This is a genomic window from Paenirhodobacter populi (assembly GCF_004022215.1).
Lineage (GTDB): Bacteria > Pseudomonadota > Alphaproteobacteria > Rhodobacterales > Rhodobacteraceae > Rhodobacter > Rhodobacter populi.
In genome coordinates, this window is the sequence record NZ_SAUZ01000014.1 from 49,650 (window position 1) to 74,047 (window position 24,398).

Sequence of the window (24,398 nt, forward strand, 5' to 3'; positions counted from 1 at the left end):
TCATCTTTCCGCAAATATCCCGGGGGTGAATTTGCCGTCAGGCAAAGAGGGGGCTGGCCCCCTCCCTCCCCAACCGCCCGCACCGGACGTTGTGGATCCGCGCCTATTGCAGCACCTGCCCGGCAGGCCAGTTCAACGTGGTTTCAACCGTGATATCCCGGTTCCCGCCCGCCGGAAGATCGAATTCCCAGGCCAGAACGCCACGCTTGTCCTTCCAGTCCGTGGCGGTGGGCGCGGGATCGGCCTTGTAGGTGACCTTCAGATCGTCCTGCTCGGAATAGGGCACGCGGTCCAGCACCCGCAGCGGCCAGTCGCGCGGGGTCAGGTTCTCGACCGTGATCCGCACCGTTTCCACACGCGCATTGGACCGCGAGATCAGCCCGCGGCCGCCCTCGCTCGCGCCGGGGATGACGCGCTTCAGCGTCAGCCCGTCGATCGCGCCGAAGCCCAGCCGGAACTCCGCCCCCGCCGCGATCATCGGCAGATGGGAGGAGCCGACCATCGCTCCGTCAACGAATAGCGCCGCCGGGCCGGGCAGCAGGGGTTCGTCCCCCGCCGTGCCCTCGACCATCCGGTAGGCCGTCGTATCCAGCAGCGGCACCGCCTCGGCGCGCAGGCTGACCGGGCGGTCGATCGTGTCGAGCTTCAGCCGCAGCCCCTCCACCCCATCGCGGATATCCACGGCGGCGGGATAGCGATAGGTCAGCGTCTCACCCTGCATTTCCGGCACGGCGGCATCGGCCATCATGGCTATGTCGGCCTTGCGGAACCCCGTCGCCTCGGCCATCGGGCGCGGCGCATCGGGCGGGCCGAACCGCACCTGCTCGGGCCAGATCTCGGACGGATCGGTGCGGTCCGACGGCCGCGCGGTCGACAGCGTCAGATCCACGCCCAGCCAGTCCTCCCCCGCCGCCTGCCGCACCGAGACGAGCCGGTCGAGCGCCAGTGCCCCCGCCCCGCTGTCGAGCCGCAGGTCATAGGCCGGCGACCAGCCCGCATCCGCGACGAAGGTGGTGATGGTCAGCGTGCCAGCGCCCGACGCCTCGACCAGCAGCGTATCCGAACCCTTCGCCGGATGTTCCAGCGCCGCAAGCGCCTGCCGCGCCTGTTCCAGCGCTTCGCGGTCGGGCTTCAGCGCGGCATCGGCATCGCGGGCCTGCGCCTCGATGGTCAGCGCCTCCTGCTCGGCCGCGCGCACGCCCTCGCCCACGGTGCGGGCAAGGTTTTCCAGCTCGGCCAGCGGCGTGTTCTGGGTCGAGGCGCCGCGCAGGACATCCGCCCGCGCCCGCGCCGCCCCGGCCCCCGCCCGCATCTGCGCGATGGCGTCGGTCTTTTCGGCCAGCGCCTGTTCCAGCGTCTCGACCCGCGCCCGCGCCTCGGCAACGGCCGGGCTGTCAGGCTGCCCCGCCACCGGCTGGCGGTCGTCGATCAGCGTCACCGCCCCAACCGCGACACCATCGCCCGTCACCCGCAGCGTCGAGATATCGGTCCCGTCCGGCAGACCGGGGATCAGCACCTGTCCCCCCTCGACCGTCGCGATGCGCGTCACCTGCGCGCCTTGGGGAAACAAAATCACCGATGTCACCTTCGCCGGCGTCTCGACCGGCGCCGCGAACAGCGCGGCGGGCGCGACGGTCATCAGCAATGAAGCAAGAAACGAACGCATCTGATCCTCCTGGAATTGCCCGGAGGGTCGCCTTGCGGGCGGGGAAAGGCAAGCTCTGTCGCCCCACACCGGCCTCACAGCTGCGTCAGACGGGCACGCGCGCATTCCGCGCGATGACCTTCCACTGGAGGGTCATCTGATCCACCTCATCCCAAGACATTCATGGAAACAAGAAAGCCCGAAAATCCGTTTCCGGCATGCGCTCACGCAACACGCTTCAAAGGCACCTGAACGCCTTTTGGCTTTCATTCTTCCATAAATATCCCGGGGGTGAATTTCCCGGAGGGAAAGAGGGGGCTGGCCCCCTCCTTCTTCAGCCTTTCTTCAGGCAGCGCTTGCCAAGGGTCTCCGCGATCTGCACCGCGTTCAGCGCTGCACCCTTGCGCAGGTTGTCCGACACGCACCACAGGTTCAGACCGTTCTCGACGGTCGAATCCTGACGGATGCGCGAGATGAAGGTGGCGTAATCGCCCACGCATTCCTTCGGCGTGACGTAGCCGCCCGGTTCGCGCTTGTCGATGACCATGACGCCCGGCGCCTCGCGCAGGATGTCGCGGGCCTCGTCCTCGTCGAGGAATTCCTCGAACTCGATGTTCACCGCTTCCGAATGGCCGACGAAAACCGGCACCCGCACGCAGGTCGCGGTCAGTTTGATCGACTTGTCGAGGATCTTCTTCGTCTCCGCCACCATCTTCCATTCTTCCTTGGTCGAGCCATCGTCCAGGAAAACGTCGATATGCGGGATCACGTTGAAGGCGATCTCCTTCGGGAATTTCTTCGGCGGCACGTCCGAGGTCGGGTTGTAGACGGCCTTCGTCTGTTCCCACAGCTCGTCCATGCCTTCCTTGCCCGCGCCCGAGACCGACTGATAGGTCGCGACCACGACGCGCTTGATCTTCGCGCGGTCATGCAAAGGCTTCAGCGCCACCACGAGCTGCGCGGTCGAGCAGTTCGGATTGGCGATGATGTTCTTCTTCGCATAGCCGTCGACGGCGGCGGCATTCACCTCCGGCACGACCAGCGGAACATCCGGATCGTAGCGGTAGAGCGAGGAGTTATCGATCACCACGCAGCCCGCCTTCGCGGCGATCGGCGCATAGACCTTCGTCGCATCCGAGCCGATCGCGAACAGCGCGATATCGTAACCGGTGAAATCGAAGCCCTCGATGTCCTTGGTTTTCAGGGTTTTGTCGCCAAAGCTGACCTCGGTGCCAAGGCTCCGGCGCGAAGCCAGAGCGACAACCTCATCGGCAGGAAACTCGCGCTCGGCGAGAATGTTCAGCATTTCGCGGCCCACATTGCCCGTGGCGCCCGCGACGACGACTTTATAGCCCATCTTGGACCTCCATGCTCAAAGCAGGCCGCGCATAGCGGAAAAGCCGGGATTTGGGAAGGGATTCTCTGTCAATTCACGCGGATGATGCGCGAATCCCGCCCCATCAGGTCAAAGACGTAGCGCGCCTCGGCGGAAAAGTCGTGCGGCACCTGCTCCGCCGTGCGATGCCCGGAGAGCGAAAGCGAGGCGAAGAAGTCGAAACCGAACAGCGTCAGCCCCGCCATGTCCGAGCGCGAAAACAGGTCGATCAGCATCGCCCCGGTGGTCGGCTGCGCCCCGATCCGGGCCTTGAGCGCCCGGTAATCCGCCAGCGGATGCAGATAAAAGCCGGGGCTCGTCGCCGTGTCCCAATCCAGCCGCTTGCGCTTATGGCTCATCCACAGGATACGCGCCGGGTGCAGCCGGGCACGTTCCGCCGCATCGAGCCGCACCGCCAGCGCCAGCCAGTCCGTGCGCAGCCCGTGGCTTTCGGGCGAAGGCATCGGCGCGCGGTTGATCCGCACCACGAGGTCATGGGCGTCGATCTCGGCCCCGTGCATCGTATCGGCCAACGCGCGCGCATTGCCGACCAGCGCCACCCGCCTGCCCGCCAGATCGGCCAGCAGATCGGCCTGCGGCACCGACAGCGCGGCCAAGGGTGCTTCCTGCCGCAGCGTGCGCGCGAGGTAAAAGCCCAGCCGGTTCATCCCAGCAGCCCGCGATAGATGCGCACCAGTGCCGCCGCCTCGTCCTCGATACGGAAATGCGTCTCGACATGGGCGCGGGCGGCGACGGAGGCTTCTTCCAGCCGCGCCGGATTATCAAGGAAGGGCGCACAGGCCGCGGCCAGCGCCGGAACGTCGCCGGGTTCCACCAGCGCGCCCGCCCGCGGCGTCACGATCTCCTCGAAGGCGCCGACGCGGGTCGCCACCACCGGCACGCCGCAGGCCATCGCCTCGATCGGGGTCAGGCCGAAACCCTCCCACCGCTGCGGCGCCACATACAGGTCCAGCACCCGATACCAGTCGGCCATGCGATCGACCGGCACCTCGGGCGGAAAAAGGATGCGGTCCTCCAGCCCCTCGGCCTTCACCTTCGCCTTCAGCCCGTCGAGGAAGGCGCCCTGCCCCTCGGTCGCGCGGCCCATGACCAGCGCGGTGACGCCGGGCCGCGTCCGCAGCAGCTGGATCATCGCGTCGACGAAGGCATCCGTGCCCTTCTGCGCGCGGATGCGGCCATAGCAGCCGACCAGCAGCCCGCCGGGCAGGCCAAGCCGCGCCCGCAGTTCTGCGCGATCGCCGGGCGGGGTGAAGGTCTGCGTGTCGATCCCGTGGTGGATCACCGTCGAGGGCCGGTCGAGATAGGATGCCGTCTTGGCCGAGGTCGACACCACCGCATCCATCCGCGAAATCAGCCATTTGGTATAGCCCGTATGCCGCCGCTGGCTGGCCGAGGTGAACAGCAGTTTCAACGGCATGCCGCTTGCGCGCAGTGCCAGCCCCAGCAGCATTTCCGTATTGCGCCGCGCGTGCCAGACCCGCAACCGGCGCGGCAAGAACCGCAGCCGCCAGACCGGCACATGCGGCAGCTCCGCGGGCAATCCGGGGCCGGTCGTGACGATGCCGATCATCCGCGCCTGCACCGGCACCAGCCGCACGATGGTGGCCGTCACGCCCGACAGGCGGCGCTTCAGGTTGGGGGCGATGACCTCGATGGGATCGGGAAGGTTCTGGCTCATGCCCTCGTGTCTAGCGCGCCGCCGGGCGATTGTCTCGTGCGAAGCGCGGCCCTTGCCCCCGCCGCCGCGCTGCGACAGGATGACCGGCAAGGAGTGACCGATGGACCTGACCCGCACCACATTGAGGCTCTATTTCGGCAAGCTGGTCTTCGGCCCCGGCAAGGCCGACCTGCTCGAGGCGATCGACAGCGAAGGCTCGATCTCCGCCGCCGGGCGCCGCATGGGGATGAGCTACAAGCGCGCCTGGAGCCTTGTCGAGGAAATGAACACCTGTTTCGAAACGCCGCTGGTCGAATCCGCGCGCGGGGGCGCGCATGGCGGCGGCGCCCATCTGACCGATGCCGGGCGCGCCGTGCTGGCCGATTACCGGGCGCTGGTGTCGATCCTGCTGACGGACGGCGCGGCGCGCATCGCCGCCATCGGCGCGCGCGTCGGCGGGGCACAGGCCGGGGGCGCGCAGGTTGAAGGATCACAGGTTGACGACTCTCAGGCCGAAGGCGATGTGGCCCAACAGAAATAGCGCTTGCGACGGCAGGGCGCGGGCGGCTATGTTTCGCCGGACATATCGTTTCGGGAGACCTTGATCCAATGCGTATCGCACCCCTGTCCTTCGGCCTGATGCTGGCCCTGTCCACGCCGGTTCTGGCGGATCCGGTGATCTTCGCCGCCGCCTCGCTGAAGACCGCGCTGGATGAGATCGCCACCGATTTCACCGCCGAAAGCGGGGTGAAGCCGCTGATTTCCTATGACGGCTCGGGCGCACTCGCGAAACAGATCCTGGCCGATGCGCCGGCGGACATGTTCATCTCGGCCGCGACGGACTGGATGGATCAGGTCGAAAAGGCCGAATACATCCTGCCCGGCACGCGCGAGGATTTTCTGGGCAACACGCTCGTGCTGATTTCCGACAAGGCCGATCCGGTCGAAATCGCCGATCTGCCCGAAAAGCTCGGCTCCGAGCATATCGCGATGGGGCTGCTCGATTCCGTGCCCGCCGGCCAGTATGGCAAGGCCGCGCTGACCCATCTGGGCCTGTGGGAGAAGATCGAGCCGCAGGTGGCGCAGGCGCAGAACGTGCGCGCGGCGCTGGCCCTCGTCGCCTCGGGCGAGGCGCCCTACGGCATCGTCTACAAGACCGACGCCGCGGCCGAGCCCAAGGTCCATGTCGTCGCGACCTTCCCGGAAGGCAGCTACCCGGCCATCACCTATCCGATCGCGCTGCTCAAGGCCGGTCCCGATGCCGAAGGCGCCAAGGCCTTCTACGACTATCTGACCACGCCGAAGGCGACCGCCCTTCTGGAACAGCAGGGTTTCGAGATCCTCAAGAAGTAAGCAAGACGGCGTGGACAATATCCTCAGCCCGGATGAATGGACGGCGCTGATGCTGTCGCTCAAGGTCTCCACCATCGCGGTGGGGGCCTCTTTGCCGTTGGGCGTCTGGGTCGCGGCGCTGCTGGCGCGGTCGAACATGCCGGGGCTGTGGATCGTCAATGCGATCGTCCATCTGCCGCTGATCCTGCCGCCCGTCGTCACCGGCTATGCGCTGCTTTTGACCTTCGGGCGCAGGGGCTTCATCGGCCAGTATCTGGATCAATATCTGGGCTTCACCTTCGCCTTCCAATGGACCGGGGCGGCGCTGGCGGCGGCGGTGATGAGCTTCCCGCTCATGGTCCGCGCCATCCGTCTGGCGATCGAGGCGGTGGACCCCAAGCTGGAACACGCGGCCTCGACCCTCGGCGCCTCGCGGATCGAGGTGTTCTTCACCGTGACGCTACCCCTGATCCTGCCCGGGGTCATCGCCGGGATGATCCTTGCCTTCGCCAAGGCGATGGGGGAATTCGGCGCGACGATCACCTTCGTCTCGAACATCCCGGGGCGGACGCAGACGCTGCCCTCCGCGATCTATTCGTTCCTGCAGGTGCCGGGGGCCGAGCTGCAGGCCGCCCGCCTTGCCGGGATTTCCGTCGTGGTGGCGGTGGGGGCGCTTGTCATCTCGGAATTCGTCGCACGGCGGGTGGCGAAGCGGATCGGGGGCGCGTGATGCTCGAAGTCTCGCTGCGCCACGATTTCGGCAGCTTTTCCGTCGATGTCGATTTCACCGCGCCCAAGGGGGTGACGGCACTGTTCGGCGCCTCGGGCGCGGGGAAGACCACGGTCGTCAACGCCGTCGCCGGGCTGTTCCGCCCCGCGCAAGGCCGCATCACCGCCGAGGGTGTCACGCTGTTCGACACCGACAAACACATCAACCTGCCGCCGCGCAAGCGCCGCGTGGGCTATGTGTTTCAGGAGCCCCGGTTGTTTCCGCATATGTCGGTGCGGTCGAACCTGCTCTATGGCGCGCGGTTCGCGCCGCGCGATGCGACGGGGCCGGATTTCGACGCGGTGATCGGCATGCTGGGCATCGGCGCGCTGCTCGACCGACGGCCGGGGGCGCTGTCGGGCGGGGAAAAGTCGCGCGTCTCGCTTGGCCGGGCGCTGCTGTCGAAACCGCGGATGCTCTTGATGGACGAACCGCTTGCGGCGCTCGATGCGCCGCGGCGGGAGGAGATCCTGCCCTTCCTCGAATCCCTGCGCGATGCCGGAATGCCGGTGCTGCTGGTCAGCCATTCGATCGCCGAGGTGGCGCGGCTCGCCTCGACCGTGGTGCTGCTGTCGAAGGGGCGCGTCATCGCCTCGGGTCCGACGGGGGAAATCCTGTCCGATCCGGCGCTGGCGCCGCGCTTCGGCGCGGGCGAGGCGGGGGCGATCATCACCGCGCACACCGCCGGGCGCGATGCCGACGGGCTCATCCGGTTGGAAACGGCGGGCGGTCCGGTCTGGGTGACCGACGCGCCCGAGGCGGCCCATCTGCGCCTGCGGATCCAGGCCTCGGACGTGATCCTGTCGCGCGAGGCGCCGGCGGGCCTTTCCGCGCTGAACGTGCTCACCGGCACCATCCGCCGGATCGAGGAAGAGGCCGACGGCCGGGCCTTCGTCCAGATCGCCATCGGCGATGAGGCGATCCTGTCGCGCGTCACCCTGCGATCCGTGCGGGCGCTTGGCCTTGCGCCGGGCGTCGCCTGCCATGCCATCGTGAAATCGGTGGCGGTCAGCCGCGACGATCTGGCGGAAATCTGACACGAAAAAGGGCGCGGGAAATCCCGCGCCCGGCACCATTTACTTCAGACCAACACTCAGGCCTGAACAGGTTCGGCGGCCTCGGCCGGCTTCGCCTCGACGGATTTGGCCTCGACGGGTTGGGCTTCGACAGCCTTGCCCCCGGAGATCTCGATCCGGCGCGGTTTCAGCGCCTCGGGCACTTCGCGGACAAGGTCGATATTCAGCATACCGTCCTCATGCGAGGCCCCCGTGACCTTCATGTGATCGGCGAGCGCGAACCGGCGTTCAAACGCACGGGTGGCGATGCCGCGATGCAGGAAGGTCTTGTCCTCGACCTCTTCGGTCTTGCGACCTGTCACGATCAGCGCACCGTCCTTCAGATCGACCGACAGTTCATCCGAGCCGAAGCCCGCAACGGCGATCGAAATGCGATAGCCGTTTTCCGCTGTCTTCTCGATGTTGTAGGGCGGATAGGTGGGTTGCGCGAGGTCCGCGGACAGGGCACGATCCATCAGGTCGGCGACACGGTCAAAGCCGACGGTAGCGCGATAAAGCGGCGAGAAATCAAAAGTACGCATGGTTTTCATCCTCTTGGAGCGATGACATTGCGCCCTCCCCATCCGGGGCAGGGCATGGTTTCCACCGGGACCCGTAGCGGCATCCCGATGACTGGAATCTGGGAAGCACCGGGCCTGCTTTCAAGATATTCGCAAGGGAGGATGCGAAATTTCGGATCTTCTCGCAGCCGGTTCCCGGCTGTATCAGGGGCGAAACCGCCGCCCTCCCCCAATCCGGTTCCGTGATGACCTATCTGACCTCTTTCCACCTCGGCCCGCTGGGGCCTGCCGATCTTGGGGCGCTCATCGCGCTCGTCTCCGCCTGGCTCTGGATCGGCTGGCTGACGGAGCATCCGCCCAAGCACCGCAACTCCGTCGGCAAGCTGATGGAGGCCTATCGCCGCGAATGGATGCGCCAATTGGTCACCCGGCAGCCGCGGCTGTTCGACGGGCAGATGGTGGACGGGTTGCGGCAGTCGACGACCTTCTTCGCCTCGACCGCGCTGATCGCCATCGGCGGCGGGCTGGCGCTGATCGGCAATCCCGAGCAGATCACCGATCTGGCGCAGGAATTCGCCATCGCCTCGGGGCCGAAGCTGTTGTGGGAAACGCGGATCCTGACGGCGGTGATGTTCGGCGCCAACGCCTTCCTGAAATTCGTCTGGTCGCACCGGCTGTTCAGCTATGCGGCGATCGTCATGGCTTCGGTGCCGAACGATGCGTCGGACCCGCTGGCCTATCCGCGCGCTGCCCAGGCCGCGCGGGTCAACATCAACGCCGCGAAAAGTTTCAACCGCGGGCTCCGGTCGGTCTATTTCGCGCTGGCCTCGCTCGCCTGGCTTCTGGGGCCGGAAATGCTGTTCGCGGCGACGGTCTTTACCACCGGGATGCTGTGGCGGCGCGAATTCGCCTCGGTCGCGCGGAGGGCGCTGCTGGACAATCCGCCGAAGTAGGGCCGGGCGGAGAGGGCGGCAGGGGGCCAGCCCCCTCGCCCGTTCCGGGCTCACCCCCGGGATATTTATGGAAACACGAAAGGGAGGGGCGTCGCGGGACGGCATGCGTTCCGCGCAAGAACAGACGCCGCAAAGCGATGTGTGTCGGTCCCCGGTCAGGCGCGGCGGCGGCCGCGCCCCTCGACCAGCCAGGCGCCGAGCGTCAGCCCCGCCGCAAGGATCAGCCAGGCCCAGGCCGGCAGCACCGGCACCACCCGCAGGTCGGTCACCGAGCTTGCGCCGCGCGGGGTGACGCCGATCCAGCCCGAGCCGGCGGCAAGGCGCCCCTCGCTCACCCGGCGCACGGCGGGGACGCCGTCTTCCAGATGCGCCACCCCGCCGTGCGAGGCCTGTATCGCCGCCCGCATCGGTTCGTCGCTGGCGATGGTGCGTTCGAATTCCCGCGGGCTTGCCGGGCCGAGCGCCACCACTCGTTCCAGATCGCCCTGCTTCAGCCGGTAGAGCCCGGCCTCGGGCGCCTGCCAATGGGCGGCAAACCGCCCCGGACCGGCGGGGGTGAGCGTGACCTCCTGCGTCGCGCCGTCGGGCAGGGTCACGGTCACCGGCGGGGTTTCGTCCGCCATCGTGCGGCGGATCACGTTGACCGTCAGGCTGCCGGGTTCGACCGTCGCCTGAAGGGCCTCTTCCTCCAGATCCGGCTCCTTCATTTCCCAATGCGCGATGCGGCGCAGCAGTTCGAGTTGCGGCCCGCCCTCGTCATAGCCCCGCGCCCAGAGCCACGGGTGATCCGAGGCCAAGAGCGCCACCCGCCCCTTGCCCGCGCGCGACAGCACCAGAAGGGGCGACTCGTCCACGCCCTTCATCACCACCTCGCCAGTGGCATCGGTCAGCTCGATCTGCCGGAGCCAGCGGCCCCAGTGCTTGTCGCCGGGATCGCCCTCGGGCGGCGGCGCGCCGTCGAGCCCCGCCGTCACCGGATGGCGCAGGCCAAGTTCCGTCGGGCGCGGCAGGAAGGATTCGGACAGCACCCGGCCCGTCGGCCGCGCGGGCATGATGTCGCCCAGAGGCGTCTGCCACAGGCTTTCGACCGTGGCGAATTCCGGCCCCGCCGAGACGAGGATCGCGCCCCCCCGTTCGACGTAATCTCGGATCGAGCGGAAGTAGGAGGCGGGCAGGATCCCCCGCTCGCCGTAGCGGTCAAAGATGATCAGGTCGAATTCGTCGATCTTGTCGATGAACAGCTCCTGCGTCGGGAAGGCGATCAGAGACAGTTCCGACACCGGCACGCCGTCCTGCTTCTCCGGCGGGCGGAGGATGGTGAAATGCACCAGATCCACCCCGGCATCGGATTTCAAGAGGTTGCGCCAGGTGCGTTCGCCGGCATGCGGCTCGCCCGAGACCAGCAGCACCCGCAGCCGGTCGCGCACGCCGTTGATCTGCACCACGGCAGTGTTGTTGCGGTCGGTCAGCTCGCCCTCGACCGGGGCCACGGAAAACTGCACGACATTCTGCCCGCCATGTTCCAGCTTCAGCGGCAGTTCCAGATCCTGTCCGACCTGCACGCGGTAGTCCTGCGCCGCGCCCCCGTCGATCGAGACGGTCAGATCCGCCGTCGTTCCGGCCGAGGCGGGGACCATGCCCTCGTCCTCGACATGCAGCTGGATCCGGGTTTCCTCGCCGATGATGCCGAAGGCGGGGGCGGTCTGGATCACCAGCCGCCGGTCCCAGTCCCGGCGATGGCCGGTCAGCACCATGTGCAGCGGCGCGGGCATGTCGGGGGTCAGTTCGGCGTCGTGGACCTGTCCGTCGCTGACCACGATGGCGCCCGCCACGCGGGATCGCGGCTCGGCCGCCAGCGCCTCGGCCAGCGCGGCGCCGATCTGCGTGCCGCCGTTCTGCGCGCCGTCATGCACGGTGACGCGGCGCAGTTCGGTATTCGGCAGCGCGGCGATTTCCGTGCTCAGCCGGTCCACCGCCGCATCGGTCTGGGCCGAACGGTCCGACAGGTCCTGCGAGGCCGTCCGGTCATCGACCAGCAGCACGATATCCGACAGGGGCTGGCGTTCCTCATTCTGCAACGAGGGCTGCGCCAGCGCCGCCAGCAGCGCCAGCGCCGCCAGCCCGCGAAGCGCCCAGCCCCGCAGCCCGCGCCACAGCGCAAGGGCCACGAGCAGCACCGCCACCCCGGCCCCCGCCGCGATCACCACCCATGGCAGCAGCGGCGCAAAGATCACGCTCATCCCGGTCATTGCCCCAGCCTTTCCAGAAGCGCGGGCACATGGACCTGATCGGATTTGTAGTTCCCGGTCAGCACATGCATCACCAGATTGACGCCGAAGCGGGCCGCGATCTCGCGCTGACGCTCACCGGCCTGACCGCGCCCGATCGGCAGCATGGGCGCGCCATTGCCGTTCACCGCCCAGGCCGAGGCCCAGTCGTTGCCGCCGATCACCACCGGCGTCACCCCGTCATTCAGGTTGCGGAAGGGCATCCCCTCGGCCTGTTCGGCATCGGGGGGCGGCGCCTCGACCCAGATCGTGCCGTCGAACCGGCCGGGGAAACTTTGCAGCAGGTAGAAGGTGCGGGTCAGCACATGATCGGGCGGGATCGGCGCAAGCGGCGGAATCTCCAGCGGCGCGGCGATGGTCTGCAACCGCCGCCCGGCATCCGTGGCCATCCCAACGCCCGACAGATCGGCGTCCCGCGTGTCGAAGACGATCATCCCACCGCCGCGCAGATAGCGGTTCAGCCGGGCATATTCCTCGGGCGTGGGGACCGGCGCATCGGCCACGATCGGCCAGTAGATCAGCGTGTAAAGCGCCAGATCGTCGGCGGCGAGGTCGATGCGCATCGGGTCCGAAGGCTCGACCGTGGTGCGCCGGGTCAGGATCTCGGACAGGCCGCGCATCCCCGCCTCGGACACGGCATCCACCTGCGTGTCGCCCGTGGGCATCCAGGCCAGCACGACGTTCGAGGCCGCCTCGATCGCCCGGTCCTCGGGCATGGTGTCCTGCGCGTGGCCCTGCGACGCCAGACCGAAGGCCAGAACCGCCACCACCGTCGCCGCCGCCCGCGCGCCGCGCAGCCGCCCCGAGACGGCGAGCGAGGCCAGAACGTCGATCAGCAGCGCCACCAGCGCCGCCCCCAGCAGCGCGCCTTTCAGCGGCATCTGCCGAGGCGCCTCGCCGCCTTCGATCGGCACGCTCGCGGGCCAGACGGCGGCTTGCAACACCCGGTCGCGCGGCAGCGCGTTCAGCGCGACGGAGCGATCCTCGGCCACGTAAAGACCGGGGCGCAGATCAGGCCCCGGCGGCTCGGTGGCCAGCCTCTCGCCCGGCACACCGGCCGAAGCCTCGGCCGTTTCCAGCCGCCCGAATCCATCGAGCAGCTTGACCGGCACCCATGTCTGCCCCGCCAGATCCTCGGCCGAGGGGGTTTCCGCCCGCGCCGAAACGGCCAACCGTTCCAGCATCTGCGGGAACAGCCCCGACAGCGGCAGGTTCGACCATTCGACATTCGCGGTGACATGGAACAGCACGACCGAGCCGGCGCCGAAATCCATCCGCGTCACCAGCGGCGTCCCATCCGCCAGCGCGGCGATGGTGCGGGAGGCAAGCTCCGGCCCCGGCTCCGCCAGAACCTGTTCCGTCACGCTGACCTCATCGGGCACGGTCAGCCCGGCAAAGGGCGACCCGGCCGGGAAAGGGGCCAGCCGGCGCGGCTCACCCCAGCTCATCGCGCCGCCGACAGACCGTTCGCCCTGCCGCAGGGTGACGGGCAGGAACTGCCGCGTGTTGTTTTCCGAGGCCATCGCCAGACGCGGCCCGGCAAAGCGGATCAGCAGCCCGCCCCTGTCGAGCCAGTCGGCCAGCCGGTCGGCATCCGGGATCTCGGCCACATCGGCGAGGATGATGACATCCGGGCTGGCGGTCAGCGCGTCCTCCAGCGTGCCCTCGATCAGGTCGGCCGTGGGCGCCAGTGCCTGCCGCAGGTAATGGGTGGGGACAAGCAGCTCCAGCCCCTCGCGCGCGGCGGAGCCGGAGATCAGCGCCACCTTGCGCCGCTTGACCGCATCGTCGGTCAGGCTGACAGTCCCGGCCGAACGGATACCCGGAATCTCGAACCGGGTCAGGCGGTTGCGCAGCTCGGGCGGCAGATCGAAAACCGCCTGCCCCTGCGTGTCATTGTCCAGATCGACCGTGGCCCGCGCCAGTTCGCGTTCCGCGCCCGAAGGATCGGGGCCGATGGCGGCGACATCGTAGCGCGTGGAAATGGGGGCCGAAGTGGTCAGCGGCAGGCTTACCTGCCCGTCGCGCACCGTCGCCGGGCCAAGCGCCGTGACCGGCAGCGCCGGTTGCCAGACGCGCAGGGGGCCGCGCGCCTCGACCGCCTGCCGCAGGGCATCGCGGCCCGGTCGGGCCAGCCCGTCGGACAGCCAGAGCGTCTCGAAATTCCCGGCGGGCAGGATCTGCGCGGGATCCGGGGCCGAAGGCTCCCATGCCCGGGGCGTCAGGCCCGGCAGCGATTGCGCAAGGCTCGCCGCATCGGCAAAGCCGGGCGGCGCGGGCGGCGGATCTGTCAGCATCAGCAGCGCGGCGGGCCGACCCGCCGTCCCCGCCTCGGCCAAAGCGCGTTCCATCCGTTCCACCCGGCGCGGCCAGTCGCGGGCCGAGGCCCAGCTGCCATCCTCGACGATCAGCAACGGCCCCTGACCCGGCGCGACAGGCTCGGGGTTCAGCACCGGCCCGGCGAAACCGATGATCGCCGCCGCCAGCGCCAGAAGCCGCAGGGCCATCAGCCACCAAGGCGTGCGCTCGGCCTGAATCTCGTCGTCCTTCAGCCCCAGCAGCAGCGCCACACCCGGGAAGCGGCGCCGGATCGGCGCGGGCGGCACGGCGCGCAGGATGAACCACAGAACCGGCAGCGCCAGCAGCCCCAGCAGCAGCCACGGCGCGGTGAACCCGATGGGACCGAGCATCGCCATCACCGCCCCCTTTCCAGCGAGGCCGTCAGCCACAGCAGCGCGCCCTGCGGCGAGGTATCGGTGCGGTGGGTGGCGAATTGCCAGCCCGCCTGCCGCGCCAGCTCCGTCAGCAGATGCCGCCGTTCGGCCAGCCGATCACGATAGCGCGTACGCAGGTCGCGCGCCTGCCGGGTTTCGTGGCGAAGCGCCCCGCCCATGGATTCAAAGATCGTGCGGCCGTCGAAGGGAAAATCCTCCTCCATCGGGTCCAGCACCTGCATCATCACCCCGCCGATGCCGCGGTCGGCAAGCTGCGCCACCGCCGTCCGCACCGCCGCCGGATCACCAAGGAAATCCGACAGAAAGGCGACGCGCGCCTGCGCCGCGATGCCGATCACCTCGGGCGCGCCGTAATCCTGCGCCGTGGCGTCATCGGACAGCACGGCGGCCAGCGTCATCAGCTGCCTCCGCCCGGGCCGCGCCGGGGCCAGCGGCCCGGTCAGGCCCACACGCTCCCCCGCGCGGATCGCCGCCACCGCCAGCGCCAGCGCCAGCAGGCGGGCGCGCGCGGCCTTTTCCGGCCGGGTCTTCGCCCCCGTGAACCGCATCGAGGCCGCGCCGTCCACCCAGAGGTTCAGCGATTGCGCCAGCTGCCATTCCCGGTCGCGGGTGAACTGCCCGTCCGAGCGGGCGGACCGCCGCCAGTCGATGAAGCGCGCCGAATCGCCCGCCTGCGCGGGACGGTATTGCCAGAATTCCTCACCCGTGCCGGCGCGCTTCCGGCCATGGCCGCCCATCTGCACTGTCGCCGCCAGCTGTTCCGCCGCAAGCAGCAGCGCGGGCAGCGCCGCCGCCTGCGCCTCGGCCCCGCGACGCAGCGCAAGTGCAGGATTATCCTGGGCGGAACCGTTCACGCAGCGGCCTCGATTCCGGGGCCAAGGATCTCGGTTGCCGCCCGCGCGATGACGCCGGACAGGGTTTCCCCCCTTGCCCGCGCGGCAAAGCTCAGCGCCATGCGGTGCGTCAGCACCGGCCGGGCCAGCGCCAGCACATCCTCGACCGAGGGCGCCAGCCGCCCGTGCAGCAGCGCCCGCGCCCGCGCCGTCAGCATCAGCGCCTGCGCGGCGCGCGGCCCCGGCCCCCAAGCCAGGGCCTCGCGCACCACGGGCAGGGCCTCGGGCTCGCCGGGGCGGCAGGCGCGCACGAGGTCGAGGATCGCCTCCACCACCGTTTCGCCGACCGGCATCCGCCGCACGATGGCCTGCGCGGCGATCAGCTCGTCGGCGGTGAAGACCGCCACGGCCTCGGCCTCTCCGGCGCCGGTGGTGGCGATCAGGATGTCGCGTTCCGTGTCGCGGTCGGGATATTCCACATCGACCTGCACGAGGAAACGGTCGAGCTGCGCCTCGGGCAGCGGATAGGTGCCCTCCTGCTCGATCGGGTTCTGCGTCGCCAGAACGTGGAACGGCGGGCCAAGGCGGCGATGCACGCCCGCCACCGTCACCTCGCGCTCCTGCATCGCCTGCAGCAGAGCGGATTGCGTACGCGGGCTGGCGCGGTTGATCTCATCCGCCATCAGAAGCTGGCAGAAGATCGGCCCTTCGAGAAAGCGGAACGCCCGTGTCCCGTCCGCCGCCGTTTCCAGCACTTCGGAGCCGAGGATATCGGCGGGCATCAGGTCCGGGGTGAACTGGATGCGGCTCGGCTTCAGCCCCATCACCGTGGACAGGGTATCGACCAGCATGGTCTTGCCCAGCCCCGGCAGCCCGACCAGCAGCGCATGCCCCCCCGACAACATCGCCGCCAGCACCAGCTCCACCACCTTCTCCTGCCCGATGAACCGGCGGTTCACCGATTCCCGCGCGGCCAGCAGTTTCGTGCCCAGTGCTTCGATATCGGCGACAAGATCGTTGGGGTCGGTCATGACAGGGGCTCCCTTCGCGCTATATGCTCATAGGAACAGATAACCGTCCCGGACCCAAACGCAAACCGCCCATGACCAGCCCACAAACGCCACAAAACCCCGTGAGTGCCGAAGGACTTGCCGCCGCGGCGACCAAAGCCGCGAAAAAAGGCCCGCCGCCGGTGCATCTGTGGAACCCGCCCTTCTGCGGCGATCTGGATATCGAGATCCGCCGCGACGGGACATGGTTCTACATGGGCACCCCCATCGGGCGCGAGGCGCTGGTGCGGCTCTTCGCCTCGATCCTCAAGCTGGAGGAGGGGAAATATTTCCTCGTCACACCGGCAGAGAAGGTCGGCATCCGCGTCGCGGACGCCCCCTTTGTGGCCGTGGACTGCGAGGCGGGGGATGGCGCGCTGACCTTCACCACCAATGTCGGCGACCGGGTGACGGCGGATGCGGATCACCCGATCCGCGTCGCCCGCGCGGCGGATGGCGAACCCGCGCCCTATGTCATGGTGCGCCGGGGGCTTGAGGCGCTGATCGACCGCAAGACCTTCTACCGCCTCGTCGACATCGCCACCCCCGGCAGGCACGACGGGGAGGACTGGCTCGGCCTGACCTCGCACGGGGTGTTCTTTCCGATCGTCCCGATGCGGGAACTGGACGGAACCGGCCCGGCGGGATAAGAGCGCGTGTCACAGGTCTTTCCCGGGAAATGACGCGGGGGCTGCATGGCGGGCGAAGCAGGGGGCCAGCCCCCTCGCCCGTTCCGGGCTCACCCCCGGGATATTTATGGAAAGATGAAGGGTAGAAGGGTCCCGGCGAGAGGCGGCCGGGACGAACGGAGAGGCGCGTGAAACAGGTCATCTGCATCAACTGGGGCACGAAATACGGCCCGCCGTTCATCAACCGGCTGTATGCGATGGTGGCGCGCAACATCACGCCGCCCTTCCGCTTCACCTGTTTCACCGACAATACTGCCGGCATCCGGGCCGAGGTCGATTGCCAGCCCCTGCCCGAGATCGCGGTGGAGATCCCGAAGACGAAGCGCGGGATCTGGCCCAAGGCGCGGCTCTGGGGGCCGCGGCTCGGCGATCTGACGGGGAATGTGCTGTTCCTCGATCTGGATCTGGTGGTCACCGGCCCGCTCGACGATCTTTTTACCTACGGCAATCCGGATCAGGTGATCCTGTCGCGCAACCCGGCGAAACCGTTCGAGCGGATCGGCCAGACCTCCTGCTTTCGCTTCCCGGTGGGCAAGCTGGCGCCGATGCAGGAAATCTTCATGGCCAATCCGCAGAAGGTGGCCGAGGAATATGTCTGGGAACAGCGTTTCGTCACCCGCAACGCGCCGGGGGGGATCGACCTGTTCCCGCGCGCCTGGGTGCGGCATTTCCGCTATCAGTGCCTGCCGACCTTCCCGCTGAACTGGTTCGTCGCTCCGCGCCTGCCGCGCGATACGCGGGTGGTGATCTTCCCGGGCGGCGTCTATCCCGAAGTGGCGATCAAGGGGGGCTGGGCCGGGCGCGAGGGGTTCAGCCTGGCCGACCACATCCGCAACATCCCGAACCGCCCGGCCGGGGAAGGCTCGCTCTGGCGCTATCTGCGCCATTACACGAAACCTTCGGACTGGGTGGCCAGGGCCTGGCGGGAATAACCCCGCCGGGTTTGCGCGCCGCCGGCGCAGCCGGCAGGGCCGAGGAGGCAGGGGGCTTTGCCCCCTCCGACGAGGCCCTTCCCCTCAATGCGCCTCGGCCCAGCTCGCGCCTTGCCCCGCATCGACGATAAGCGGCACCGACAGCTTCACCGCCGGATCCGCCGCGCCCTGCATTGTGGCGCGGGCCGCCGCAATCAGCGGATCGACATCCCTTTCCGCGACCTCGAAGATCAGTTCGTCATGCACCTGCAACAGCATCCTGGCGTCCAGCCCGGCGATGGCGGCGGGCATGCGGATCATCGCGCGGCGGATGATGTCCGCCGCAGCGCCCTGAATCGGGGCGTTGATCGCGGCGCGCCGGGCGAAACCGGCGCGCGGCCCCTTGTCACCGATCTCGGGCGTGTGGATCTTGCGGCCGAACAGGGTCTGAACGAAGCTATGTTCCTTTGCGAAGCCGATCGTCTGATCCATATAGGCCCGGATGCCGGGGAAGCGTTCAAAATAGCGGTCGATGAAGGCCTGCGCCTCGCCCCGCGGGATGCGCAGGTTCCGCGCAAGCCCAAAGGCGGAGATACCGTAGATCACCCCGAAGTTGATCGCCTTCGCCTGACGGCGGATCATCGGGTCCATCCCCTCGATCGGCACCCCGAACATTTCGGATGCGGTCATCGCGTGAATGTCGAGCCCCTTGTGGAACGCGTCCTTCAGCGCCGGAATGTCGGCCACATGGGCGAGGATACGCAGCTCGATCTGGCTGTAGTCGAGGCTGACGATCCGCCGCCCCTCGGGCGCCACGAAAGCCTCGCGGATGCGGCGGCCCTCGTCGGTGCGCACGGGGATGTTCTGCAGGTTCGGATCGGTCGAGGCGAGCCGCCCGGTATTCGCCCCCGCGATGGAATAGGAGGTATGGACGCGCCCGGTTTCCGGGTTCACATGGCCTTGCAGCGCATCCGTGTAGGTCGATTTCAGCTTGGCGATCTGGCGCCAGTCCAGCACCTTGGCGGCCAGCCGCGCGGCCTGCGGATGTTCGTCTTCCATCGTGGTGATGTCTTCGAGCACATCGGCGCCCGTCGCCCAGGCCCCGGTCTTGCCCCGCCCGCCGCCGGGCACGCCGAGCGTGTCGAACAGGATCTCGCCCAGCTGTTTCGGCGAACCGATGTTGAACGGCTGGCCGGCGATGGCGCGGATCTCATCCTCGAGCCCCGCCATGCGCTGCGCGAAGACGTTCGACATCCGCGCGAGGATGGAGGTATCGACCTTCACCCCCGCCATCTCCATCTCCGCCAGAATCGGAACAAGAGGCCGCTCCAGCGTTTCATAGACCGTCGTCACCCGTTCGCGGTGCAGCCGCGAGCGGAACTGGTCCCAGAGACGGAAGGTGATGTCGGCATCCTCGGCCGCATAGGCCACGGCCTTGTCGACCGGCACCTTGTCGAAGGTGACCTGTGCCTTGCCCGAGCCGATCAGCTCCTTGATCGGGATCGGCACGTGATGGAGGTATTCCTCGCTCAGCGCATCCATGCCGTGGCCATGGAGGCCCGAGAACATCGCGTAGCTCATCAGCATCGTGTCATCGAGCGGATGGATGCGGATGCCGTGGCGGGCGAAGATCTTCCAGTCGTATTTCATGTTCTGACCGATCTTGAGGATCGCTTCGTCCTCAAGCACCGGCTTCAGCGCCGCCAGCGCCACGTCAAGCGGCATCTGCCCCTCGGCCCGCACGGTGCCACCGAAAAGATCGTCCGATCCGGTGACATGGCCCACGGGAATGTAGGCCGCCTTGCCCGTCGCCGAACTGATCGAGATGCCGACGAGATCAGCGACCATTTCGTCAAGAGACGTGGTTTCCGTATCCACCGCGATCCAGCCCACCGCGCGGGCCGCGTCCAGCCATTGCGCCAGCACCTCGGCGTCGGTGATACGGGTATAGGCCGCGGTATCGAAGGGCAGCAGAGGGGGGGCCTCGGCGGAGGGGGCTTCACCCCCTGCCTTCTCGGCCCCGCCGGCTGCGCCGGCCTGCGCCGCCTGCACCGGCACGGATACCGGCACCGGCTGTTCCAGGCCGAACTTCTCGGACACCCGCTTCGTCAACGTGCGGAATTCCATCTGATGCAGGAACTCCATCAGCACCTTCGGATCGGGATCCCGCACCTCCAGATCATCCAGCGTGAAATCGAGCGGCGCCTGATCGTCCAGCGTGACGAGCCGTTTCGAGACCCGGATCTGGTCGGCGAAATTGATCAGCGTCTCGCGCCGCTTCGGCTGCTTGATCTCCCCCGCGCGCGCGAGCAGCGTCTCGACATCGCCATACTCGTTGATCAGGCTCGCCGCCGTCTTGATGCCGATCCCCGGCGCGCCGGGAATGTTGTCGACCGAATCCCCGGCCAGCGCCTGCACGTCGATCACCCGATCCGGTCCGACACCGAATTTCGCCTCGACCTCCTCGGGTCCGATGCGCAGGTTCTTCATCGCGTCGAGCATGTCGACCCCGCCGCCGACCAACTGCATCAGATCCTTGTCCGAGGAGATGATCGTCACGCGCCCGCCCGCCTCGCGCGCCTGCCGCGACAGGGTGGCGATGATGTCGTCGGCCTCGAAACCATCGATCTCCTTGCAGGCGAGGTTGAAGGCCCGCGTCGCCTCACGCGTCAGGGGGAACTGCGGGCGCAGATCCTCGGGCGGCGGCGGGCGGTTTTCCTTGTAGGCCGGATAGATCGCGTTGCGGAAGGTCTTCGAGGAATAGTCGAAGATCACCGCCGCATGGGTCGGCGCATCGCCGTTTTTCGCATCCTCGATATAGCGGAAGACCATGTTGCAAAAGCCGGCGACGGCGCCGACCGGCAGGCCGTCCGATTTCCGCGTCAGCGGCGGCAGCGCGTGATAGGCGCGGAAGATGAAGGCCGAACCGTCGATCAGGTGAAGATGGCAGCCTTTGCCGAAAGCCATGGGGATTCCTCCGTGTTGGCCCCGTTCTGCCACAACGGCGCGTCCGCCGGAACCCGCGAATGAACCCGCCCCCGGTCTTGCGAAACGGCAGGGGCACGGCCCGCCGAAAGACCGCGCCTCCCGGCGTCACTTCCCCGGGCGAACCCCTGCCCGTCGTTTTTCCATAAATATCCCGGGGGTGAGCGGAGAAACCGCGAGGGGGCTGGCCCCCTGCTCCCCCATCCGCCCGCGCCACGCCCGGTGTCGAGGAAAGGCGCGGGCCCCGTGGTCAGTGATCGTCCCGCGCGTGTTCGCGGTCGATGACGAACCTTTTGTCGCAATATCCGCATTCGACCCAGCCCCTGTCGCGCGGGATCGACAACCAGACGCGCGGATGGCCAAGCGGCCCTTCCCCTCCGTCGCAGGCGACCTTCCATGTGGTGACGATCTGTTCTTCGGGCGGGGTCGGCGCGGGGGCTTTCATCTGCATCTCCGGTTGGCTGGCATTACTGTAGCGAAAGAGCAAAGGGCTATTCCAGCACCAAAGGCCCGATCGGACGGCCGGCAAGGATGTGCATGTGGAAATGCGGCACCTCCTGCATGCCGTCGGGACCGGCGTTGGTGATGGCGCGGAAGCCCCGGCCGCCGTCCTTCACCTCGATCCCCAGATCGCGGCAGACCCGGGCGACGGCGCGGGTGAAGTCGATCACCTCCGCGTCCGAGGCCTCGGCGCAGAAATGATCGTAGCTGACATATGGCCCCTTGGGGATCACCAGCACATGCACCGGGGCCTTCGGGAACACGTCGCGGAAGGCCAGGCTGTGCGCCGTTTCCAGCACGGTTTCATTCGGGATCTCGCCGCGCAGGATGCGGGCAAAGACATTGTTCGGATCATAGGTGTAGGGCACGGCAACCTCCTCAGTCGGCGAACAGATAATCCAGCGAAAGGACCCGGCGCGCAACCTCGGTATCGACCCCGAGGAAACGGGCCAGCGCGGCGGTGTTCCGCGCGGCGTCGGCCTGCTGGCTCATCCGCGCGAACATCGGGAAATCGGCATCGACCATCCGGTCGCTTTCGAACTTCAGATCGTAGCGGATTGTCGTCAGCAGGGGCCGCACCACGTCGTCGGGCGTATTCTCCGCCGCCAGCCCGATCCGCCGCGCATGGCCGATCAGATAGGCGTCGTCGAAATCGCATTCGATTTCCAGCACCCGGGTCACGGCCCTGTCCCCGGTGAAATCGCGCAGCAGCTCGAAATCGGCCGGATCGACGCAGATCAGCAGCCGGTCGCTGTCGAAATAGTCGAACAGCATCCGCAAGAGAGCCCGGCGATGGCGGTTGCGCTTGGCGACCGTGCGCTCGATCCCGCCGAGGTCCGGCATCGCGCTGTCCTCGCTGAACAGATATTCGACCGCCGGGATCGCCGTCTCGCTGCGGATCTGCGCCACCAGCCGCTTGGCCACATGCCATTTCTTGCACACCAGCACCATCAGCGTCCGGTCGCGGCCAAGGCTCGATTCGGTTTCCCAGAAACGCGGCGCGAAGCGGCGGCCGATTCGCCCCCGGCCGGTCAGGAAGTGGAACAGCGCCCGCCCCTCGTTCGAGATGCGGAACCCGACACCGGTCCGCGCCCACAGATCGAACAGGCGTTCCTTCATCACCGTGGCATCGGGGCTGATCTTGCGCGCGAACAGGTAGTTCTGCGACAGCAGCAGGTCGTAGTGGTCGTTGTAGAAGGTCACCGGCAGGCCGTAATCGGTGAACATCAGGAAGGTCAGCGTGCGGGTGCGGATCTGCGCATCCGGCGTGACATGGCGCACGATGGTCTGGAAAAACGTCTCGTCGGGAATCCAGGTGGTGCGGAAGAAGCGCATCACATCGGGCCGGTCGTGACAGAAGGCCAGCACCCGTTCCATCGTTTCGCGGCGCAGGCACCACCATTGCGACCCGATCATCACCCGCAGGCCCGGCGGCACCGGCCGCGACAGGCCCAGCCTCTGCTGCCAGCCGAGGCTGCGGTAGAACCATTTCTTCTGGGTCCGCTCGTTGAAGAAATGGCGGTAGTGGAGGCGTTCTTCCTTGATCCCGGTCTTGATCCAGTCCGACTCGAAGAAATCGAAGCTTTCGATGTAATCGACATCCTCGGCATCAAGGAAGCGATGCGCGAATTCCGCCGTCTTGATCTGCATGCAGTCGCCCGACAGCATGTAGAAATGCGTGGCGAGGGGGAATGCCCCGGCGGCGGCCTTCACCGCCTCCAGCGTCGCATCGACCAGCGACCATTCCCCCCAGCCGCATTTCCGCCGCCTGCGCGCGAAGGTGACCGAGGGATTGCCCGCCAGCGCCCGTTCGATCCGCGCGAAATCCGCCGCCTTCGCCCGCGCATCGAAATGGATGGAAACGAAATCACCCGTCGATGTCAGGGTCTCTGCCTGCCGGATAACCGCCTCCGGATCCTTGTGCGTCAGCAGAATGAAGGCAATTTTCGACATAGACCGTCTGAATGCGATAGCGAATGACGCATTGATAGCCGCAAAAGCAATTGAAACAACAGGGTTTGTTTGCTTTTACAGGTTATCTGGTCCGGCCGCGGGTGGCGGCAGGCGGGTGAAAGGGCAACGGCGCATGCAATTCCCGGGCACATGGATGACCGAAAGCGGCAGCATGGCCTATCGCGTCGTGCCGAAATGCGCCTGCTCGACCATCGGTCAGATCATGTTCTATTCCGATCACGGCGCTTTCTACGACGGCGACATCCACGACGCCGCCGAGGGCCTGCTGAAATGGCCGATCGAGGCGCATCGCCCCGCGATCGAAACCGCCATCGCCAGCCGCTCCACCTGCGTCTTCACCTGCGTGCGCAATCCCTATGCGCGGATCCTGTCGGCGTTCTTCGACAAGATCGCCGGGATCCAGCGCACCGGCAAACGCTATCGCGGGCTGATGGTGCCGCAGATCATGCAGCGATACGGGGTCGATGTCGGCTCTCCCGACAATGGATTCGACTTCGACCAGATCCGGTCGTTCCGCCGCTTCCTGCTGTTCGCGCGCGACACCATCCGCTTCAAGCGGCCTATGGAGCCGGATATCCACTGGATGGCGGCCACCGAATTCGTCACCACGGTGATCCACAACGGCGGGCGCTACGACGCCATCTTCCGGACCGAGGATTTCAATGCCGGCATGGGCAGGGTCATCGAACAGGCAAAACCGCCCGTCCCGGTGAATGTGGCCGAGATGCCGCGCTTCAACGAATCCGCCGCGCATGGACCAAAGCGTCTGCACCGGGTGTCGGAGTATTTCGACGATCTGTCACGCCATCTGATGTGGGAAATCTACCACCGCGATTTCAAACTGTTCCGCTACGATTTCGACGATCCGGACAATGGCGCGCCGACAGGGGAGATCGACCTGGACGAGGTGCACGACCGGCTTTCGTGGTGAAAGCGGATGGGGCGGCAGGGGGCCAGCCCCCTCGCCCGTTCCGGGCTCACCCCCGGGATATTTTCGGAAAGATGAAGGGAAGGGTCCGCCCGGGGCGGTCGCGTGGCACCTCCCTGACCAGCGGGCAAGGAAAACGGGCGGTGTCGCACCGCCCGTTCCATGAGATCCCGCCGC

Annotated in this window: 21 protein-coding genes; 8 read left to right on the forward strand and 13 right to left on the reverse strand. The window is 67.6% G+C overall.

The genetic code is table 11. From position 1 onward, the window contains the following. Nucleotides 1–103 precede the first annotated feature (103 nt). The 4 genes from D2T30_RS12685 to D2T30_RS12700 all read right to left on the reverse strand — a co-directional run bounded on the left by D2T30_RS12685 (nt 104) and on the right by D2T30_RS12700 (nt 4,719). Nucleotides 104–1,666, reverse strand: a complete 1,563-nt coding sequence (locus D2T30_RS12685; protein WP_164884299.1) for a DUF4139 domain-containing protein — start codon at nt 1,664–1,666, stop codon at nt 104–106. 313 nt (nt 1,667–1,979) lie between these two features. Next, nucleotides 1,980–3,002, reverse strand: coding sequence for an aspartate-semialdehyde dehydrogenase (locus tag D2T30_RS12690; RefSeq protein ID WP_128209163.1), 1,023 nt, complete (start codon nt 3,000–3,002; stop codon nt 1,980–1,982). A gap of 68 nt (nt 3,003–3,070) precedes the next feature. Continuing rightward, nucleotides 3,071–3,688: a glycosyltransferase family 29 protein gene (locus D2T30_RS12695; RefSeq protein WP_128209164.1), complete on the reverse strand. Its 618-nt coding sequence runs from the start codon at nt 3,686–3,688 to the stop codon at nt 3,071–3,073. Next, nucleotides 3,685–4,719 carry a glycosyltransferase family 4 protein gene (locus D2T30_RS12700; RefSeq protein WP_128209165.1) on the reverse strand — a complete coding sequence of 345 codons (1,035 nt, stop codon included), beginning with the start codon at nt 4,717–4,719 and terminating at the stop codon, nt 3,685–3,687. The genes D2T30_RS12695 and D2T30_RS12700 overlap by 4 nt, the downstream gene beginning before the upstream one ends. Nucleotides 4,720–4,819: 100 nt before the next feature. Between D2T30_RS12700 and D2T30_RS12705 the strand changes: the two genes are divergently transcribed. The 4 genes from D2T30_RS12705 (at nt 4,820) to modC (ending at nt 7,836) form a co-directional block, all read left to right on the forward strand. Then, nucleotides 4,820–5,239 (forward strand): winged helix-turn-helix domain-containing protein, encoded by a 420-nt coding sequence (locus tag D2T30_RS12705; protein ID WP_128180567.1) that lies wholly within the window; start codon nt 4,820–4,822, stop codon nt 5,237–5,239. A 68-nt stretch (nt 5,240–5,307) separates the two neighbouring features. Next, nucleotides 5,308–6,051, forward strand: a complete 744-nt coding sequence (gene modA, locus D2T30_RS12710; protein WP_128209166.1) for a molybdate ABC transporter substrate-binding protein — start codon at nt 5,308–5,310, stop codon at nt 6,049–6,051. 10 nt (nt 6,052–6,061) lie between these two features. Next, nucleotides 6,062–6,760, forward strand: a complete 699-nt coding sequence (modB, locus tag D2T30_RS12715) for a molybdate ABC transporter permease subunit (RefSeq protein WP_128180563.1) — start codon at nt 6,062–6,064, stop codon at nt 6,758–6,760. Further along, complete coding sequence (gene modC, locus D2T30_RS12720; RefSeq protein ID WP_128209167.1) at nt 6,760–7,836, forward strand: molybdenum ABC transporter ATP-binding protein; 1,077 nt, start codon at nt 6,760–6,762, stop codon at nt 7,834–7,836. Before modB ends, modC begins: the two co-directional genes overlap by 1 nt. A gap of 56 nt (nt 7,837–7,892) precedes the next feature. Here modC and D2T30_RS12725 read toward each other — a convergent pair whose 3' ends face one another. Beyond that, nucleotides 7,893–8,396: an Hsp20 family protein gene (locus D2T30_RS12725; RefSeq protein ID WP_128180559.1), complete on the reverse strand. Its 504-nt coding sequence runs from the start codon at nt 8,394–8,396 to the stop codon at nt 7,893–7,895. Nucleotides 8,397–8,620: 224 nt separating this feature from the next. On the opposite strand from D2T30_RS12725, the gene D2T30_RS12730 reads away from it, so the two are divergent. Continuing rightward, nucleotides 8,621–9,328, forward strand: a complete 708-nt coding sequence (locus D2T30_RS12730) for a DUF599 domain-containing protein (RefSeq protein WP_128209168.1) — start codon at nt 8,621–8,623, stop codon at nt 9,326–9,328. 155 nt (nt 9,329–9,483) lie between these two features. On the opposite strand, the gene D2T30_RS12735 is transcribed toward D2T30_RS12730, so the two are convergent. The 4 genes from D2T30_RS12735 to D2T30_RS12750 are packed head-to-tail and all read right to left on the reverse strand — an operon-like array spanning nt 9,484 to nt 16,215. Further along, nucleotides 9,484–11,577 (reverse strand): hypothetical protein, encoded by a 2,094-nt coding sequence (locus tag D2T30_RS12735; protein WP_128209169.1) that lies wholly within the window; start codon nt 11,575–11,577, stop codon nt 9,484–9,486. Then, entirely contained in the window at nt 11,574–14,312 is a 2,739-nt protein-coding gene (locus D2T30_RS12740; protein WP_128209170.1) for a DUF4159 domain-containing protein, read from the reverse strand. The genes D2T30_RS12735 and D2T30_RS12740 overlap by 4 nt, the downstream gene beginning before the upstream one ends. Continuing rightward, on the reverse strand, nt 14,312–15,205 hold the full coding sequence (locus D2T30_RS12745; RefSeq protein ID WP_241651265.1) for a DUF58 domain-containing protein: 894 nt from the start codon (nt 15,203–15,205) through the stop codon (nt 14,312–14,314). The genes D2T30_RS12740 and D2T30_RS12745 overlap by 1 nt, the downstream gene beginning before the upstream one ends. Beyond that, complete coding sequence (locus tag D2T30_RS12750; RefSeq protein ID WP_128180551.1) at nt 15,202–16,215, reverse strand: AAA family ATPase; 1,014 nt, start codon at nt 16,213–16,215, stop codon at nt 15,202–15,204. The genes D2T30_RS12745 and D2T30_RS12750 overlap by 4 nt, the downstream gene beginning before the upstream one ends. 71 nt (nt 16,216–16,286) lie before the next feature. Between D2T30_RS12750 and D2T30_RS12755 the strand changes: the two genes are divergently transcribed. Then, nucleotides 16,287–16,883, forward strand: a complete 597-nt coding sequence (locus D2T30_RS12755; RefSeq protein ID WP_128209171.1) for a DUF1285 domain-containing protein — start codon at nt 16,287–16,289, stop codon at nt 16,881–16,883. Nucleotides 16,884–17,050: 167 nt separating this feature from the next. Beyond that, nucleotides 17,051–17,854 carry a glycosyl transferase gene (locus tag D2T30_RS12760; protein ID WP_128209172.1) on the forward strand — a complete coding sequence of 268 codons (804 nt, stop codon included), beginning with the start codon at nt 17,051–17,053 and terminating at the stop codon, nt 17,852–17,854. A gap of 84 nt (nt 17,855–17,938) precedes the next feature. On the opposite strand, the gene polA is transcribed toward D2T30_RS12760, so the two are convergent. From polA to D2T30_RS12780, 4 genes are all read right to left on the reverse strand, one after another. Continuing rightward, complete coding sequence (polA, locus tag D2T30_RS12765; protein ID WP_128209173.1) at nt 17,939–20,800, reverse strand: DNA polymerase I; 2,862 nt, start codon at nt 20,798–20,800, stop codon at nt 17,939–17,941. A gap of 268 nt (nt 20,801–21,068) precedes the next feature. After that, nucleotides 21,069–21,263, reverse strand: coding sequence for a zinc-finger domain-containing protein (locus D2T30_RS12770; RefSeq protein WP_128180543.1), 195 nt, complete (start codon nt 21,261–21,263; stop codon nt 21,069–21,071). Nucleotides 21,264–21,309: 46 nt separating this feature from the next. Beyond that, nucleotides 21,310–21,687: an HIT domain-containing protein gene (locus tag D2T30_RS12775; protein ID WP_128209174.1), complete on the reverse strand. Its 378-nt coding sequence runs from the start codon at nt 21,685–21,687 to the stop codon at nt 21,310–21,312. Between the two features lie 10 nt (nt 21,688–21,697). Further along, on the reverse strand, nt 21,698–23,272 hold the full coding sequence (locus D2T30_RS12780; RefSeq protein ID WP_128209175.1) for a DUF5928 domain-containing protein: 1,575 nt from the start codon (nt 23,270–23,272) through the stop codon (nt 21,698–21,700). Nucleotides 23,273–23,405: 133 nt separating this feature from the next. On the opposite strand from D2T30_RS12780, the gene D2T30_RS12785 reads away from it, so the two are divergent. Then, nucleotides 23,406–24,224 (forward strand): sulfotransferase family protein, encoded by an 819-nt coding sequence (locus D2T30_RS12785; RefSeq protein ID WP_128209176.1) that lies wholly within the window; start codon nt 23,406–23,408, stop codon nt 24,222–24,224. Nucleotides 24,225–24,398: the final 174 nt, after the last annotated feature.